This window comes from Actinoplanes regularis, assembly GCF_900188005.1.
Lineage (GTDB): Bacteria > Actinomycetota > Actinomycetes > Mycobacteriales > Micromonosporaceae > Actinoplanes > Actinoplanes regularis.
Genome location: NZ_FZNR01000004.1, coordinates 561,896 through 578,873, shown reverse-complemented (window position 1 = coordinate 578,873; position 16,978 = coordinate 561,896). Strand labels below are relative to the sequence as shown.

The 16,978-nt window shown below is 68.6% G+C and carries 13 protein-coding genes; 10 read left to right on the top strand and 3 right to left on the bottom strand.

Annotated features, from left to right (window positions below; genetic code table 11):
- Positions 1-769 (top strand): sensor histidine kinase (locus tag CHC09_RS15050; RefSeq protein WP_143232335.1); only part of this gene is annotated, 769 nt, incomplete at its 5' end.
- A 728-nt stretch (positions 770-1,497) separates the two neighbouring features.
- Here CHC09_RS15050 and CHC09_RS15040 read toward each other — a convergent pair.
- The gene (locus tag CHC09_RS15040) at positions 1,498-2,457 is read right to left on the bottom strand and encodes an NAD-dependent epimerase/dehydratase family protein (protein ID WP_089293662.1); all 960 of its coding nucleotides are present in this window, start codon (positions 2,455-2,457) and stop codon (positions 1,498-1,500) included.
- 207 nt (positions 2,458-2,664) lie between these two features.
- The gene (locus CHC09_RS15035; protein ID WP_089293661.1) at positions 2,665-2,892 is read right to left on the bottom strand and encodes a DUF397 domain-containing protein; all 228 of its coding nucleotides are present in this window, start codon (positions 2,890-2,892) and stop codon (positions 2,665-2,667) included.
- 1,065 nt (positions 2,893-3,957) lie between these two features.
- On the opposite strand from CHC09_RS15035, the gene CHC09_RS15030 reads away from it, so the two are divergent.
- The 5 genes from CHC09_RS15030 to CHC09_RS15010 all read left to right on the top strand — a co-directional run bounded on the left by CHC09_RS15030 (position 3,958) and on the right by CHC09_RS15010 (position 10,970).
- Positions 3,958-6,651 (top strand): hybrid sensor histidine kinase/response regulator, encoded by a 2,694-nt coding sequence (locus CHC09_RS15030; RefSeq protein ID WP_239138278.1) that lies wholly within the window; start codon positions 3,958-3,960, stop codon positions 6,649-6,651.
- Positions 6,652-6,944: 293 nt separating this feature from the next.
- Positions 6,945-8,444 carry a GGDEF domain-containing protein gene (locus CHC09_RS15025; RefSeq protein WP_089293659.1) on the top strand — a complete coding sequence of 500 codons (1,500 nt, stop codon included), beginning with the start codon at positions 6,945-6,947 and terminating at the stop codon, positions 8,442-8,444.
- A gap of 280 nt (positions 8,445-8,724) precedes the next feature.
- Positions 8,725-9,336 carry a hypothetical protein gene (locus CHC09_RS15020; protein ID WP_143232333.1) on the top strand — a complete coding sequence of 204 codons (612 nt, stop codon included), beginning with the start codon at positions 8,725-8,727 and terminating at the stop codon, positions 9,334-9,336.
- Positions 9,337-9,361: 25 nt separating this feature from the next.
- Complete coding sequence (locus CHC09_RS15015; RefSeq protein ID WP_089293657.1) at positions 9,362-10,246, top strand: hypothetical protein; 885 nt, start codon at positions 9,362-9,364, stop codon at positions 10,244-10,246.
- 253 nt (positions 10,247-10,499) lie between these two features.
- Positions 10,500-10,970, top strand: coding sequence for an SRPBCC family protein (locus tag CHC09_RS15010; RefSeq protein WP_089293656.1), 471 nt, complete (start codon positions 10,500-10,502; stop codon positions 10,968-10,970).
- Positions 10,971-10,976: 6 nt separating this feature from the next.
- On the opposite strand, the gene CHC09_RS15005 is transcribed toward CHC09_RS15010, so the two are convergent.
- Complete coding sequence (locus CHC09_RS15005; protein WP_089293655.1) at positions 10,977-11,984, bottom strand: aldo/keto reductase; 1,008 nt, start codon at positions 11,982-11,984, stop codon at positions 10,977-10,979.
- Positions 11,985-12,169: 185 nt separating this feature from the next.
- Here CHC09_RS15005 and CHC09_RS15000 point away from each other — a divergent pair, with 185 nt between their 5' ends.
- From CHC09_RS15000 to CHC09_RS14985, 4 genes are all read left to right on the top strand, one after another.
- Positions 12,170-13,327 (top strand): ROK family transcriptional regulator, encoded by a 1,158-nt coding sequence (locus CHC09_RS15000; protein WP_425320678.1) that lies wholly within the window; start codon positions 12,170-12,172, stop codon positions 13,325-13,327.
- 73 nt (positions 13,328-13,400) lie between these two features.
- On the top strand, positions 13,401-14,918 hold the full coding sequence (locus CHC09_RS14995; RefSeq protein WP_179277099.1) for a sugar ABC transporter ATP-binding protein: 1,518 nt from the start codon (positions 13,401-13,403) through the stop codon (positions 14,916-14,918).
- A complete protein-coding gene (locus tag CHC09_RS14990; protein ID WP_089293652.1) occupies positions 14,915-15,931 on the top strand; it encodes an ABC transporter permease in 1,017 nt (338 codons plus the stop codon). The genes CHC09_RS14995 and CHC09_RS14990 overlap by 4 nt, the downstream gene beginning before the upstream one ends.
- Positions 15,912-16,952, top strand: a complete 1,041-nt coding sequence (locus tag CHC09_RS14985) for a substrate-binding domain-containing protein (RefSeq protein ID WP_089293651.1) — start codon at positions 15,912-15,914, stop codon at positions 16,950-16,952. Before CHC09_RS14990 ends, CHC09_RS14985 begins: the two co-directional genes overlap by 20 nt.
- Positions 16,953-16,978: the final 26 nt, after the last annotated feature.

The following is a 16,978-nucleotide window of genomic DNA, read 5'->3' as shown; positions in this document are numbered from 1 at the left end:
CGGACAACTCGCCGTCTCCCTCGACAACGCCCTGCTCTACGACTCCCTCGAAAACGAGGTCCGCGCCCGCACCGCCGAACTCGCCGACCGCAACCGCGACCTCGAAGCCGCCGGCCAACTCAAAACCGACCTCATCGGCATGCTCGGCCACGAGATCAACAACCCACTCGGCACCATTTTCGGCTACCTCGACCTCATCCTCACCGGTGACCCCATGCCACCGTCAACCGAAGAGCTCGTCACCAAAGTGCAGCGCACCACCCGGCGTCTCGCCGGCATCGTCGACGAAGTACTCGCCCTCGTCCGCATCGACGCCGGCCGGCTCACCGCAACCCCACGCCCGGTCCGCGTCGCCGATCACATCGAGGCCGCACTCAGCACCACCACCGCCACCAGCACGGTCACCGTCACCTGCCCACCCGGGCTGACCGCCGCCGTCCAGCCCGGCCACCTCGACCAGATCCTCACCAACCTCATCAGCAACGCCGGCAAATACGGCGGCGGCGTCGAAACCATCAACGCGTACGCCATCGACAGCGGCCCGATCACCATCGACATCACCGACCACGGCCCCGGCGTCCCACCAGAATTCCGCGACAAACTCTTCAACCGCTTCGCCCGCGCCGAAACCACCGCCGCCAAAGTCCCCGGCACCGGCCTCGGCCTCTACATCATCCGCGAACTAGCCCGCGCCAACAGCGGCGACGTCCACTACCACCCCGCACCCACAGGCGGATCCACCTTCACCATCACACTCCCCCCGGCCTGAGGTGACCGCTATTTCGATTGGTCGCTGTCGGTGCCGCTGCTAGCCTCGGGCGCCATGACTTCGCTGGATGGAGAGGTTCGCGCTGCCGTACGACGCGGCGACGTCGGCTGGCTCGCAGCCCGCCTCGACGCGGGGAACTGTCCCCCAGCCGTCGTGAGTCTTCTCGTTCGCCACGACCAAGCGCGAGTCCGGCATCTGGGCTGGATCCTTCTGACCGAGCGAATCACGCGTCCCCGTATTGATGAATCCGAGTCGGAAGCGCTCGCGGGTCTACTGCCGGTCGAGCCGGACGGACCGCCGGAGTCGGCCAGCGTCTTCGCCGGCCCGCCGCCGCACAGCAGTGCATCCGCCAACTCGAACAACGCGTCCGTCCGCGCGGTCAGACGGCGGTGGATCTCACGCCGGCACCCGGCCAGCCGCCCGACCACGTCGATCGGCACAGCACGAGCCACCGGTAGGTCGTCCGGCGCAGGATGATCAGCGTCAGGACGGATCCGGCCGCGATGAACCGCCACGAACCCGCCGGCGATCGAGGCTGCGCCGCCCACGGCGCCGCCGTTGACAATCCGCATGCATCCGGTCAGCGCCAGGAAGAGCAGGGCGAGCGCAACGGCGAACGCCGTCACGCGCTTGGTTAGCACAGATCCGATGTCAGACGTTACGGTCTCAGCGGCCGGACTCAAGCCCCGGAACGGGTACCCCCGCGCCGCCGTTCGTCCGTGACCCGTTCATGGTTTGGCACCCGATTGGCGATGGTAGGGCGACAGCCGCAGGATCGCGCCTCGCGCGAGCGGGCCGACCAGTGGCACCAGACGTCGCTTCCAACCGAGGCTCGCCGCGATGGCCTCGGCGATGTCGGCGAAGTCATGGCGCTGATAGTGCAGCAACGCCTCGCTTTCCGTGGTGTCGATCCAGTCGGTCGCGTAGACCGCGGTGCTGAACGCTTCATCCGGCAACGGCTCGACACCCATCGCCGCCAGCAGCCGGGTCAGGTACTCCCGATACGTGAGCTGGCACGACGATCCCCCGCCGACGAACAGAACGCGGCCCCAGACCCCCGGCGTCTCCAGCGCGTTGGCGATCGCCAGGCCGGCATCGCCGGCGTGCAGCGCCTCGATCCGGTTGTCCAACCCGATCTCGAACATGATCGGATGCGGATCGCGCACACCAAGGATCGGTACGTCGGCGAAGCGGAAGATGCACCAGGTCAGGCCGGACTCGCGGACGAGTTCCTCACACTTGATCTTGTGCTCCGTATACGGGTCCGTCGCGACCAGCGGATCGTCGACGCGACGCGGCGGCAGCTTGTCCAATGTGTAGCCATGGACGTCGAATGTGGATGAGAACAGCAACCTTGGTGGTGTCGGCTGCGCCTGGCATGCCGCCACGACGTTGGCCGTACCGTCGACATTGATGGCACGGGCGCGTTCCGGCTCCTCGTCCGCCGCTGGCGGGATGAGCGCCGCGAGGTGGACCACCGCATCCACGCCGGCGGTCGCGCGCAGGACCGCAGCGGCATCGGTGATGTCACCCCAGACGACCTCGACGCCCGGCGGCAGGCCGCGAGCCGAGCGCCGCTTGGCCGTGGTCGACCGCTCGAACCAGCGCACGGTGTGGCCCCGCGCAACCAACTCCGGCAGCGTGTGCGACCCGACGTTGCCGGCCCCACCAGTCAACAAGACCTTCAAGAGACACCTCCGTCCCATCCCATTCGCCACACTCTATGGTTCGCGATGCCGCTGCGCTGGCCGCACTTGACGATTCCGCGATCCTTGCTCGATCCGGTCCAGAGGTACCCGTGCCAGTGCCCGAGGGTCATCCCGCTTCCTCAATCTGTTGCCCGGTGCGATGGGCCGCCCTCCGGCGGCCCACCCGGTGTGAACTGGGCTTGCGGATCAGGCGTTGTCGCCCGGGCCGGTGATGGCGGTGACGAAGTCGGTCATCTCCGCCGCGCTGAAGCGCAGGGTCGGGCTGGCCGCGCCGAGCTTGGTGTCGCGGATGGCGTAGGCACCGGGCTCGCCGGGGATGTCCGCGAACGAGACGCAGGACTCCAGGCTGCCGCCGCACGGCGTGCGGAACGCCGTTTCCGGGACCTCGACCGAGTACAGGTCATCGGTGTCCATGGCATGCTCTCCTTTGCGTGTGCGCCACGAGGTCCGTCCTCGCGGGTGGTTCATTCGCCCCGGTCTGGTCGTCGTCTTTCGCAGGGAAGGCGACCGGACCGGGCGTCTGAAGGGGCCGAGAAGTCGATCGCTCGGCGTTCATGGAGAGGTGCTCTCGCTTCCGACTACGGGATGCGTCGGCTTGCCTACGCCGTGGGTGCCGTAACAGACGCGGCAACGGGGATGCAGGGCGTCGGCCGGCTGGTCGTCGCTGGGGACGTTGCAACGGTGCCGACTAACAAGAGGCTGCTAGCCGAGTTGCCCAAATGATCTGCGGGCAGCACTCTAGGTGGGCGATCAACGAACCCGGGCAGAATCCCGCTTGTCGAGCATTGATCTGACGCAGTTGGGTCATGCGGGCCAGCTAGAGGAAGATCAGGAAACTTTCTCAGGTTCTGGTGCTCGCTGGCCGGGCTGGGAGGCTGTCACAGCGCAGGCCTGAATTGCGTTGCCGTCGGCTGACTCAACGTGGCTGTAGCGGGCAGCGGCGGCTGAGTTGGGCGGCCGAGGTCTCCGCCGGAGCCAACTACTTGTCGGCTTGTCCGGCGAGGGATATTGCCATGTTTCACCCGCGTCTAGTATTCCGGCTGATGATCAACTGACGTTGTCCTTGCTCACCCCTTCGCCTCCGATCACGTCGTGAGCTGGCGAAATATCCCGGTAGCGGGTCGCCGGGGATAGCTGGGTGGTTCGCATGGTGCGACGTCCGGGCCACTTAGTGCTTGACCTGGGCGTACGCGCGGTCAAATGAGGCATTGCGCGAACCGCACTGGTTCGGTCGCCTGATTCGTGCGCGTTTGGAGCTGTCCTGCGGTGATTTCGCTGCCGCTCGGGCACGGTTCTCGGCGCCGGTGGCGAGCTCCAGCGTCGCGCGATGGCCGGGGTCACCCAGATGGGTTCTGGACATGCGGGGTTGTCGAAATGAATGATTTGCGCGGTCAGATGCACCAGGTCTGGGCGTGATAACTGAGCCACTCTGCGTCGAAGTGGATGGCTGGGGTCCCGTGGTCGGAGGGATGGTCCGAGTTGGGGACATGGTCGGACGACGGCGCGAGCGGACTGCTGGAGGCCGCCCCGGATGCCATCGTCGGGGTGTCGACCGATGGCCGGATCGTGCTGGTCAACGCTCAGGCGGAGCGCCTGTTCGGCTACGACCGCAGTGAGCTCCTCGGTCAGACGATGGAGTTGCTCGTGCCGGAGGAGGCCCGATTCCTGCATCCTCACTACCGGGAGCAGTACCTGGTCGATCCGCAGCCCAGGCCGATGGGCGCGGGTGTGCGGCTGGCGGCCCGGCGCAAGGACGGCAGCGAATTCCCGGCCGAGATCTCGCTGTCGGCGATCGGCGCCGGCGACAGCCGTCTCGTCGCCGCGGTGGTACGCGACGTCACCGACCGCGCCGGGGCGGAGGCGAAGTTTCGCGGTTTGCTGGAGGCTGCACCCGACGCGATCGTCGGGGTGGACGAGGACGGGCGGATCGCCTTGATCAACGTGCAAGCAGAGCGCATGTTCGGATACGACCGGCGAGAACTTCTCGGTCGGCCCATGGAGGTCCTGGTCCCGGCTGCCGCCCGCGAGCGCCACCCGCACCACCGGTCCCGCTATCTGTCCGATCCGGTGCCCAGGCCGATGGGCGCCGGCATGGAACTGGCCGCCCGCCGCCGGGACGGCAGCGAGTTCCCCGCGGAGATCTCGCTGTCGGCGATCGACACCGAGGACGGCACGTTGGTATCGGCGGCCATCCGCGATGTCAGCGAACGCCGCCGCGCCGCCGAGGCCCGCAACCGGCTGGCCGCGATCGTCCAGTCCTCCCACGACGCGATCATGGGAAAGACCCCGCAAGGTGTGATCACCAGCTGGAATCCGGGCGCCGAGCGGCTGTACGGGTACACCTCTGAGGAGATCATCGGCCGCGACGTCACGCTTCTGTTCCCGTCCGGCCAGGAGCCCGTCGAGAGCACGCTGCTGGACCAGATCCTGCGCGGCGAGCGGGTGGAGCAGTATCAGACCGAACGTCTGCGCAAGGACGGCAGCGTCATCACCGTTCTGCTGAGCATGTCGCCGATCGCCGACACGGCCGGCAACATTGTCGGTGTCTCCTCGGTCTCCCGCGACATCAGCGAACGGCAACGGGCCGAGGCGAAGTTCCGGGGCTTGTTGGAGGCCGCCCCGGACGCCATCGTCGGGGTGACGGCCGACGGCGCGATCGCCCTGGTCAATGCGCAGGCCGAGCGACTGTTCGGATACGGACGCGACGAGCTGCTCGGACAGCCGATCGAGATCCTCGTTCCCGAGAGCGTCCGCGCCGCCCATCCTGGCCATCGCCGGCAGTACTTCGCTCACCCGCGGCCGAGGCCGATGGGCGCCGGCATGCCGCTGGCCGCCAGGCGCAAGGACGGCACCGAGTTCCCTGCGGAGATCAGCCTCTCCGCACTGGAGACCGAGGACGGGACGGTCGTCTCAGCGTCGATCCGCGACGTCACCGATCGCCTGGAACTGCAGGCCGAGCGTGAGCGCCTGACTGCTGCCGCCGAGCGGGAACGCCTCGAGGCCCAGCTGCATCAGTCCCAGCGCCTGGAGAGTCTGGGCCAACTCGCCGGGGGCGTGGCCCACGATTTCAACAATCTGATGGCGGTGATCCTCAATTACACCGCCTTCATCGAGGAGGAGATCGTCAAGGCCGCGCAAGAGGGCGACCCCCGCTGGAAGGCGGCTGCCCAGGACATCGCCCAGGTCCTGCGCGCCGGAAAACGCGCTACTGCGCTCACCCACCAACTGCTCGCGTTCGGCCGGCGCGAGGTCGTACGCCCGCAGGTCCTCAATCTCAACGACGTGGTCACGGAGGTCGAACAGTTGCTGTGCCGGACGCTGGGCGAGCATATCCAGTTGACCACTGTTCTGGGCGACGACCAGTGGCATGTCCTCGTTGACCCTGGGCAGATCGAGCAGGTTCTGGTCAACCTCGCCGTCAACGCCCGCGACGCGATGCCGGACGGCGGGGTGCTGCGCATCAGCACCACCAACGAGGCTGTGACGGAGCAGAACGCCCGGCCGGGCCTGAAGGCGGGCCGCTACACGAAGCTTCAGGTCGCCGACACTGGCACCGGCATGCCCGTCGAGGTCGCCGAGCGAGTCTTCGAACCGTTCTTCACGACCAAGCCCAAGGGCGAGGGATCCGGGCTCGGACTGGCCACCGTCTACGGCATCATCGCTCAGGCGGGCGGCCACGCCGAAATCCGCTCCAGCCTCGGCACCGGCACCGAGTTCACCGCGCTGTTGCCGGCCACCGACCAGACTGCCGGCCCGGCCGAGCAGCCCGCTGCCCCCGGCTACATGCGACATGGCGGCGAGCGCGTCCTGGTCGTCGAGGACGAGGAGGCGTTGCGCGAGGTCACCCGCCGCATCCTGGACCGCAACGGCTACGAAGTGCTCACCGCTGCCGACGGCCCCGAAGCGATCAGACTCGCCGATAGTACGGACAAACGAATAGACGTGCTGCTCACCGATGTGATCATGCCCCATATGCTCGGCAAGGAACTCGCCACCACCATGCAGGATCTACGTCCCGGTATCCACGTGCTGTACATGTCGGGCTATGCCCAGCCGGTCCTCGCCTCCCAGGGCACGCTGGACCCGGGCGTCACCCTTGTCGAGAAGCCGTTCTCCGAGTCCGACCTGCTGCAGAAGATCCGGCAGGTACTCGACAGCGCCCCGACAACCTGACCGGCGAGGCGTACGTGGGAGATCAGCCCGGAAGACGGGCGCTTTGTTCGCGAGTTGACCGCCCGAGTGACCGGCCGTCAACCTTGAAGTCCTCGTCACTCGTCGCTCCTTGTCGGCGATCTGGGATAGCGCGAACTGGTCAAACGCCCTGGTAGCGGGTCGCCGGTGACGGTGGTGGGGTGGTTCGCATGGTGTAACGTCCGGCCCACGTTGATCTTGCGTGCGAACCGCGGCGATCGCCCTGGCATGCGGTGTTTACTCAACTGCGGGCAGCAGCGGCCGATGGTGCGCCCATGGGTACTCGCGGCGTACGGACCTTCCTACTGGCGACAGCGGGCGTGGTCGCCATGCTGTTTGCCGGGTACGGCACCGGTACCGGTGACATCGCGTACGCCGTGGTCTATCTGGCCCTGTGCGGCCTGGCCTGGTGGGCGGCGCTGCGCTTGGCCCGGCCCGCCGATCGCCGCCCATGGTTGCTGATCGCCCTGGCGCAGACGCTGTGGTTCCTCGGCGACACGATCGAGATCCTTTACACATACCTGGTCGGCGAAGTGCCCTCGGTGGGTCTGGCCGACGTGTGCTGGCTCGGCGGGTACCCACTGATGGCCCTCGCCCTGCTGCAGATGGCCGTTCGGCGCGCCCCGGGCCGGTTGCGTGGGGCGGTGCTCGACGCGGGAACCCTCACCGTGGCCGCCGCCCTGCTCGGCTGGGAGTTCCTGATCTCTCCGTTCCTGGGCCAGGGCTACTCGGTGATCGAGACGGTGGTGCCGGCGCTGTATCCGGTCGCTGACGTGGTTCTGCTGGCCGGGGTGCTGGTCGTCGCGCTGTCCCCGGGCACCCGGGGCACCCCCACCCGGCTGTTGTTCGCGGCGACCGCTCTGTACCTGGGCAACGACCTGGCCATCAACATCCTGCCGCTGCTGACCGACCAGGGCCTGTTGCCGAAATGGATCGGCTACGACGCCGCGGCGCGGCTGGGCACGCTTGTCATGTTCGGCAATGCGCTGATCAGCGCGGCCCTGCTGCACCCCGGGCGGGCCGAGCTGACTCGGGCCGGCCATCAGGTTCCCAAGCTGCACCCGGCCCGGGTGCTGTTCCTTGGCCTGGCGTTGATGACCACGCCGACGCTGACCCTGGCGCACGCGGGATTCAACGCCAGAACGCTCGTGGCGTTGGGTGCTGCTGCGCTGTGCACGATGTTCGTGCTGACCCGCTTCACGACCGCGGTCCGCGAGCAGGACCGCACCCAAGCCCGGCTGACTTATCAGGCGCAGCACGACCCGCTCACCGGATTGTCCAACCGGGCGGTGCTGGGTGAACGGCTCGCCCACCTGCGGCCCAGCACGGATGTCCCGGTCGCCGTGCTCTACCTCGACCTCGACGGTTTCAAGGAGGTCAACGACAGGTACGGCCACGAAGCCGGCGATTCGGTGCTGGTGGCGGTAGCCCAGCGACTTTCCGCCGTGGTGCGGGCCGGTGATCTGGTGGCCCGCCTCGGCGGCGACGAGTTCGTGCTGCTGTGCCCGGGAGTCGGGGAAGCGGACGCGGTCTGGCTGGCCGAGCGGATCCTCGCCGACGTCGCGCTGCCTGTGGAATTCCGCGGCCACCACCTGACGGTCGGTGCGAGCATCGGCATCGCCGCGACTGCGGGCGGCCCCGACGGGGATCGTGGCGGGACGGTACTGCGGTCCGCGGACGCGGCGATGTACCAGGCCAAGCAACTCGGCCGCGGCCGGTGGGTGCTGGCCGGCACCGAAGCAGGGCCCATAGTGCCCGCGTCCGTCCCGGCCTGATCAGATCAGCGACGGACATCGAGGTCATCCCCAAGCCGCTCAACTTCCGTCGGCCTCAATCCCTTGGCCCGTTCCGCTGCCCCGGCGGAATCACGGAGGTGCTCCGTCACCAGGCCGCTTCCTGCCGCCGAGTGCCGGAGATCCTGGTTCGTCTTGAGCGCACGGGTGTACCCAGATTCGTAGCCGATGCTGGCGTTCTCGGCGGCGTGCAAGGACCTCCTCGGTCATCGCCGATGCGAGGAGCGAATAGGGCATCGATGAGGTCCGTATGATCCGCGTTGTGGAGCGCACTGCCGGGACGAAGCCGTGGGACGAGGCCATGTCCGGCTGGCGATCCAGCTTCGCAGACCCGCCGACGCAATTGCGGAGTCAGCGGTCCGACCTGCTCGCGCTCGTCGGTCGGCGGCTGCAGGCCGGCTGGACCGGGTGGGATCCGGCAAGGAACGTGTGGCGCCCGGAATTCCCGGTGGTGCTGGTGTTCGAGGGCGGTGTTCAGCTGGAACTCGCCTGGCAGAAGTGGAACGACTTGTCGATCACCTGGAACACCGTCGACCTGGGGACACCCCCCACAGTGCTCAGCACGCCGTACGAGTGGTGCTCGTCGCAGCCCCACCCGCTCGCCGCGGTTGCCGGCCGCACCCTGACCGGATGGGCGGTGACCGAGAGCCCGTACTTCGACGGCGAGACGGACCTCAGCGGCGAGTTGCCGATGGACGCGGTTGCCGGCTGGTCCACGCAGGGGCTGTGGATCGAGTTCGCCGGCATCGGCTTGCACGTCTACAGCGGTGCGGATGCGAACGGCATTTCGGCCGAGCCCACGGTCCCGGGCGATGACGGCCATACCCGGGTGACGCACCCACAGCTTCCGGAGGACGACGCATACGTCTCCTGAGGGTCGTGCGTGCCAAGATGCGGTCATGTCGTCGGACCCGACCGGTAGCACTGCCGACCAGCCCAGCGTGCTGGTCGAACCGTACGATCCATCGCCGGAATCGTTGCGCGGCCTGATGGAGACCTACTGGGGGCCGCGAGGCTGGCGGACCCCGAGTCGCCTGCCGCAAACCGTGGCGGTGCGGCGCGCCATCACAGCCGGCTTGATGTTTCCAGAGCCATGGACCACGGACCACGACCGTTTGGTGGAACGCGCTCGCAATGCCGCCGCCGCGGTGTCTGTCGAGGAGGTTGGTCAGGCCTTTCTCGCGAGCCTGACCAGCCGAAGGCTCGACCTTCGCTCGGCCCTCGGCTCCTACGCGGTGGCCAGCCGGTTACCCGCCCACCCGTTCGAGGAGAGACCGGGCCACGGCACGTGCCGGATCTGCGAGCTGTATCCGGGCGAACAGACGGTGGATGTGAACGTCCTGAGCTTCGAGCGGTTCAAGTGGGGTGGCGTACGCCGCTACGACGTCGGATATCTCGCGTTCGACCTGGAGCAGTTCACCCGTGCGCCCAGACGGGCGCCCACCGATGCCGACCTCGAACTCGGCAGACAGGTTCTTGAGGTACTGCGAGACAACGGGCGCAAGGCCACCTCCACCTCTGTCCTTCCCGCACTGCGCATGGTGCCGGGCAACAAAGACGAACGTGGGACGCTGGTCGAGATTCTTGGTGCCTGCGGCATTCTGGAGACGCCTGACCATCGCGGATACGCACACGGCTACATCCCGGCCGACCAGCGTGAGCTGCCCTCCCGCCACCACGTCGACTGCGCGTATCCCGCCTGCTGGTGGAGTACCGCCCACGGCGTCAACGGCGACGGTCTCGCCGTGTTCTTGCCGCAGATCGCACAGAACACACTCTCATAGGCGCTCTTGCGGACGAAGTGCGGAGAGGAGGGTGTCGAGCTGTCCCCAGGCCCGCGCGCCGGCGACGTGGTCGACCGGCTTGCGGTTCAACGTCCGGGGAACCGGAGGTGGCGTGGTGAAGTGCTCGTGAAGTTCGCTCCGGCGGCGGGTGGAAAGGGTGACGGTGCCCTGATGGTCGAGGACCCGGCGGGAGGATCTCACACCAGGCGATGCCGCGGGTATCCCGTGAAGTCGCTTGAGGCACGATGGCGGCATGCCCGTGACCGTCACCACCCGCATCGCCGCCACGCCCGAGGTCGTGTGGGACCTTGTCGCCGACGTGACCCGCATGGGTCAGTGGAGCCCCGAGACCACCCGTTGCCGCTGGCTCACCGAGCCGCCCGGTCCCCGTGAGGGCGCCCGCTTCACCGGTACCAACGCCTACCGGGGACGGCGATGGCGCACCGAGTGCACGGTCCTGACCGCCGATCGGGGCCGCGAGTTCAGCTTCGACGTGGTCGGTGCGGGTTTCCTCGCCGTGGCCCGCTGGACGTACACGTTCCGCTCGGTCGACGACGGCTGCGAGGTGACCGAGACGTACACCGACCGCCGGGGGCTGGCACTCAAGCTCTTCGGGATCGCGACGTTGGGCATCACCGACCGTGACGCACACAACCGCCGCACGATGGTCGAGACGCTGGACCGGCTCCGCGTCGCCGCCGAGGTATCGACCGAAGCCGCCTGAACAGCCCTACGGGCGCCGGCGTGGCGAGTTGGTCAGGTAGCCGTGCGGGTACGGCAACGGTCGGTCCCCGGCGACAGTGAGACTCTCCAGGTGCTTGTCGATGAGGGACCAGCCCGACGCCCCCAGGTTGTCCTCGAGCTGAGTCACCGTACGGGCTCCGATGATCGGTGCGGTGACACCCGGCCGCTGCAGCAACCATCGCAGCGCCACCTGGGCCGGGCTGCGCTCCACCTCGTCAGCGACGGCGAGCAGCGCGTCGGTGACCGCCCACGTGCGCTCGTCGACGCTCTTCCGCCAGTCACCGAGCCAGGGCTGCTTGTCCGCCTCCCACCGGGTGTCCGGCGGCGCCGAGGTCATGCCGCGCCGGTACTTCCCGGTGAGCCAGCCGCCTCTCAGCGGCGCCCACGGGATCATGCCCACGCCCTCGTTGCGGCAGACCGGCACCAGCTCGTGCTCGACCTCCCGGTCGATCAGGTTGTACAACGGCTGCAGCGCCACGAACGGCTCCCAGCCGCGGTGACGCGCGACATCGACCGACTTCTGCAGCTGCCAGCTCGCGTAGTTGCTCACCCCGAGGTGCCGGACCGTTCCGGCGCGAACCAGCCCGTCGAGCGTCGACAAGGTCTCTTCCAGCGGGGTGGACTCGTCGAACGCGTGCACCTGGTAGAGGTCGATGTAGTCGGTGCCGAGCCGCCGCAGACTGGCGTGCAGGGCGCTGACGATGTGCTTGCGCCCGGCGCCGTGGTCGTTCGGGCCGCCGCCGGTCGGCCAGAAGAACTTCGTGGCGATGACCAGTTCGTCGCGGTCCCGGCCGGCCAGCCAGCGGCCGATGATCTCCTCGGAGACGCCGTCGACGTACACGTCAGCGGTGTCGATGAAGTTGCCGCCGGCCTCCACATAGCGGTCGAGAAGCAGCCGGGACACCGCCTCGTCGGCCTCGCCGCCGAACGTCATCGAGCCCAGGCACAGCTCGCTGACGAGTAGTCCACTGGCGCCAAGATATCGATATTCCATGCCGCCATTGTGGTCGGCCGAGAAGCACCCGGCACCCCGTCAGTGCTTACGCCCATCCCTCGGCTGTCGCCCACTTTCGCATTGGGCGACAAAAGTTCGGCCGACTCGGCGCGAAGGCATGGACGGAGGCAGCGGAAGGACCCTAACGTGACGACGAACACACGGGAAAGAGTGAGGTGTCCGTCGTGCTATCGATCCTTCGCGCCCTCCGAGACGACGGCCCGGTCTCCCGGGCGGAGCTCGGCGACCGGCTCGGGCTCACCCGCCCCAGGCTGACCGGCGAGATAGAGCGCCTGATCAAGGCCGGGTTCGTCGCCGAGGCGGGGATGGCCGCCTCCCGGGGCGGGCGCCGCTCCACGCTGGTCGAGATCCACCCGCGGCTGCGGTTCGCGGCCGTCGACCTGGGTGCGGGGTCGATCGACGTCGAGGTGGTCAACGGGCGCCTCGAGCCCCTGGTGGCGTACCGGGAGAGCGCGGACATCCGCAAGGGGCCGAAAGCGATCCTGCACCGCGTCGGCGAACTGCTCGCGAAGGCTCGCGTCGAAGGTGTCTACGGCCGGCTCGACGCGGTCGGGATCGGCGTGCCGGGGCCGGTCAGTTTCCGCGACGGGGTGCCCGTGTCGCCGCCGATAATGCCCGGCTGGGACCGCTATCCGGTACGGGAGTTGCTGGCCCGTGAGCACGGCTGCCCGGTCGTGGTGGACAACGACGTCAACATCATGGCGGTCGGTGAACGGCACGGTGGGGTGGCGCGGTCGGTCGACGACTTCCTGTTCGTGAAGATCGGCACCGGGATCGGGTGCGGCATCCATCTGAGCGGCGACGTCTACCGCGGTGTGGACGGGTGCGCCGGCGACATCGGGCACATCCAGGTCGACGCGGGCGGGCCGACCTGCTCGTGCGGCAACACCGGCTGCCTCGAGGCGGTCTTCAGCGGGGCCGCGCTGGTCCGGGACGCCCTGGTCGTGGCCCGCTCCGGCGCCTCCCCCGCCCTCGCGGAGCGTCTGACCCGCTCCGGTGAGCTGACCGCCAAGGACGTCGCGGACGGCGCGGCCGAGGGGGACGTGGTCTGCATCAAGCTGATCCGCGACGGTGGCCGCCGCCTCGGCGAGGTCCTGGCCTCGCTGGTGAGCTTCGCCAACCCGTCGATGATCGTCATCGGGGGCGGGTTGGCGCAGCTCGGTCACGTACTGCTGGCCGAGATCCGCAGTGTGGTCTACCGCCGCTCGCTGCCGCTGGCGACCGGCAACCTCCCGGTCGTCCTCTCCGAACTGAGCGGCCGGGCCGGCGTCACCGGCGCCGCCGTCCTGGCCAGCGACGCGGCGTTCGAGCAGATCCCATGAGCGAGCTTGCGAGCGAATCAGTTGGCTCAGTGATCAGCTCATGTCGACGCCGGAGCGCAGCGGAGGTGGCGACATGAGCAAGCTTGCGACGGTCCTGCGACTCACGGATGTGGTGAAAACCTTTCCTGGAGTACGGGCTCTCGACGGCGTACATCTGGAGGTCGCCGAAGGCGAGGTGCACTGCCTCCTCGGCCAGAACGGCGCCGGCAAATCCACCCTGATCAAGATCCTCGCTGGGGTCCACCACGCCGACTCCGGCGAGCTGCTCTGGCGAGGCGAGCCGTTCGCCCCGGCCACCCCGCAGGCCGCGATGCGCGCCGGGATCGCCACCATCTATCAGGAACTCGACCTGGTCGACCACCTGAGCGTCGCCGAGAACGTGTTCCTCGGCCACGAACCGAGCCGCTTCGGTTTCACCCGCCGCCGCGCGACCGCCGCCGCCACCCGGCGGATTCTCGAGAGCCTGGGTCATCCCGAGATCCCGCCAGGCCGCCTGATCAAGGACCTCCCCGCGGCCGGGAAGCAGATCGTCAGCATGGCCCGCGCCCTCTCCCACGACGCGAAACTGATCGTGATGGACGAGCCGAGCGCCGTCCTCGCCCACGACGAGGTCGAGAACCTGTTCCGGATCATCCGGGAGCTGACCGCGAACGGCATCGCCGTCGTCTACATCTCGCACCGCCTCGCCGAGATCCGCGAGATCGGCGACCGCGTCACCGTCCTCAAGGACGGCCGCACCACGGCCGCGGGCCTCTCGGCCCGCACTCCCACCAGGGAGTTGGTGGGCAAGATGACCGGACGGGCTTTCGAGTACGTCTTTCCGCCGCGCGTCTCCACCGACACCCGGACCGAGCCGCTGCTCACCGTCGACCGGCTCAGCCGCGCCGGCGAGTTCGCCGACGTCAGCCTGACCGTCCACCCGGGCGAGATCGTCGGGATCGCCGGCCTGGTCGGCTCCGGCCGCTCCGAACTCCTCGAAACGATCTTCGGCGCGAGGCGGCCGGACACCGGCACGGTCACCCTGGACGGCCACCGGATCACCGGCGTCGGCACGGCCGTCCGGCACGGCATGGGCATGGCTCCCGAGGAACGCAAGAGCCAGGCGCTCCTGCTGGACGAGCCGGTCTTCAAGAACATGACCCTGGCCTCGTTCGCCGCTTTCGCCCGCGCCGGTTTCACCGCCGCCCGCGACGAACAGGCCGCCGCCCGGCGCACCGCCGACGACCTGGACCTGCGCCCGCGGGACGTGGACCGCCCGGTCCGCACCCTCTCCGGCGGCAATCAGCAGAAGGTCGTGGTCGGCCGCTGGCTGCTCGGCCACACCCGTCTGCTGCTGCTCGACGAGCCCACCCGCGGCGTCGACGTGGGAGCCCGTGCCGAGCTCTACCAGGTGGTCCACGATCTCGCCGCGGACGGTGTCGGGGTCCTGCTGGTCTCCAGCGAGGTGCCGGAGGTGCTCGGGCTCGCCGACCGGGTGCTGGTCATGCGGGAGGGCCGGCTGATCCGGGAGGCGCCGGCCGGCGATCTGGACGAGGACACCGTGCTCGACCTCGTGATGGCGGGGTCGCTGATGGAGGGCGAGGCCGCATGACCGCGCGGACGGCGCTCCCGAGAAGGACCGACAACGATCAGGTGCTGCGCAATCTGGGCCTGGTCGGGGTGCTGGCCGCCCTGGTGGTCATCGGCATCGTCACCCGGCCCGAGCTGTACTCCGACCCGGCCTGGGTGCGGAACAACATTCTCACGATCCTGCAGCAGGCGTCCGCGATCGGTGTGGTCACCGTCGGCATGACCTTTGTGATCATCGGGGGTGGGATCGACCTGTCGGTCGGGGCGATCATCGCGCTCGCCGGGGTCTGGTCCACCACCCTCGCCACGCAGGCTTACGGCGCCGCCGGGATGATCTTCACCGCACTGGTGGTGGGGCTCGCCGTCGGGCTGGTCAACGGGGTGCTCATCGCGTACGGCAAATTGGTCTCCTTCATCGCGACCCTCGCGATGCTCGTCTCCGCCCGCGGCCTCGCCGCGCAGATCTCCGGCAAGCAGACGCAGGTCTCCACGAACGACACCATCAACAGCATCGCCAGCAGCCGGCTGATCGGCATCCCGGTGCTGGTCTGGATCCTCGCCGCGGTGGTCGTGGCCGGCTGGGTGCTGCTGAACCGGACCACGTTCGGCCGCCGCACGGTCGCGGTCGGCGGCAACCCGGAGGCGGCCCGGCTGGCCGGGATCGACGTCAAGCGGCACACCATGCTGCTCTTCGTGCTCTCCGGGCTGTGCTGCGGCATCGCCGCGATCATGCTGACCTCGCAGGCCACCAGCGCCCAGGCGGCGATGGCCAACCTCTACGAGCTCGACGCCATCGCCGCGGCGATCATCGGCGGCACGCTGCTCAGCGGCGGTCGCGGCACCATCGTCGGCGCCCTCTTCGGGGTGCTGGTCTTCTCCACCATCACCAACCTGTTCGCGATCAACAACCTTGCCACCGAGGTCCAGAACATGGTCAAGGGCGGCATCATCGTCGCCGCCGTGCTGCTGCAACAGTTCCGCTACCGCTCCCTCACCAACCTCCTCAGGAGGAGAAATGATCCGGATATCTCGTAGACACGCCCTGCTCGGCGGCGCGACCATCGGTGCCGGCGTCGCGCTCACCGCCTGCACCAGTAACGATCCGGCCGACACCGCACAGGTGAAGACCGACACGAGCGGCAACGCGAACGCCGCGACCGGACCGAAAGTGGTCATCGGCTTCTCCGCCCCGGCCGCGGACCACGGCTGGATCGCCGCGATCACCAACAACGCGAAGGCACAGGCCGCGCAGTACTCCGACGTGGAACTGCGCACGGTCGAGGCCGGAGCGGACGCCGCTGCCCAGCGCGCGGCCCTCGCCACCCTGATCGCCCAGAAGCCGAATGTGATCGTCATGCTCCCGCACGACGGCAAGGAGCTGAACGCGACCGGCCTGGAGGCGATGCGGGCCGGGATCCCGGTCGTCAACCTGGACCGCGCGTTCCCGTCCGCGGCCGCGTACCGCCTGCAGATCAAGGGCGACAACTACGGCATGGGCCTGGCCGCCGGCCAGTACATCGGCGAGCAGCTCAAGGCCAAGGGCGTCAGCAATCCGATCATCGGTGAGATCCCCGGCATCGACTCCCTCGAGTTGACCCAGGAGCGCACCGCCGGGTTGAACGCGGCGCTGGCCGTCTACGGTTTCAAGGTCGCCAACCGACGGCCGGCCGAGTTCACCGCCGACTCCGGCCAGGCCGCCGCGACCGCGCTGCTGCAGGCGCTGCCCAAGATGGACGCGCTCTGGAACCACGACGACGACCAGGGCATCGGCGTGCTGGCCGCGGTCAAGCAGGCGAACCGCGGCGAGTTCTTCATGGTCGGCGGGGCCGGCTCGAAGACCGCGATCGAGGCCATCACCAAGGACGACTCGGTGCTCAAGGCGACCGTCACCTACAGCCCGTCGATGGCCTCCTCGGCGATCAGCCTGGCCCGCCTGATCGGCCAGGGCAAAGGCATGTCCGACCTGGTGGAGCTGCAGGTGCCGAAGGAGATCACGCTCGCCTCCGAAACGATCACCAAGGACAACGCTTCGAAGTACGCGAAGCTCGGCTTCTAGGGGTCCTCGTGTCGCAACCGCTGCGG

What these genes read in the sequence shown, in the direction of transcription:
- CHC09_RS15035 (WP_089293661.1), bottom strand. Translation starts at nt 2,892, where the DNA reads ATGGACACCGATGACCTGTACTCGGTCGAGGTCCCGGAAACGGCGTTC.
- CHC09_RS15025 (WP_089293659.1), top strand. Translation starts at nt 6,945, where the DNA reads ATGGGTACTCGCGGCGTACGGACCTTCCTACTGGCGACAGCGGGCGTG.
- CHC09_RS15015 (WP_089293657.1), top strand. Translation starts at nt 9,362, where the DNA reads ATGTCGTCGGACCCGACCGGTAGCACTGCCGACCAGCCCAGCGTGCTG.
- CHC09_RS15010 (WP_089293656.1), top strand. Translation starts at nt 10,500, where the DNA reads ATGCCCGTGACCGTCACCACCCGCATCGCCGCCACGCCCGAGGTCGTG.
- CHC09_RS15005 (WP_089293655.1), bottom strand. Translation starts at nt 11,984, where the DNA reads ATGGAATATCGATATCTTGGCGCCAGTGGACTACTCGTCAGCGAGCTG.
- CHC09_RS14995 (WP_179277099.1), top strand. Translation starts at nt 13,401, where the DNA reads ATGAGCAAGCTTGCGACGGTCCTGCGACTCACGGATGTGGTGAAAACC.
- CHC09_RS14990 (WP_089293652.1), top strand. Translation starts at nt 14,915, where the DNA reads ATGACCGCGCGGACGGCGCTCCCGAGAAGGACCGACAACGATCAGGTG.
- CHC09_RS14985 (WP_089293651.1), top strand. Translation starts at nt 15,912, where the DNA reads ATGATCCGGATATCTCGTAGACACGCCCTGCTCGGCGGCGCGACCATC.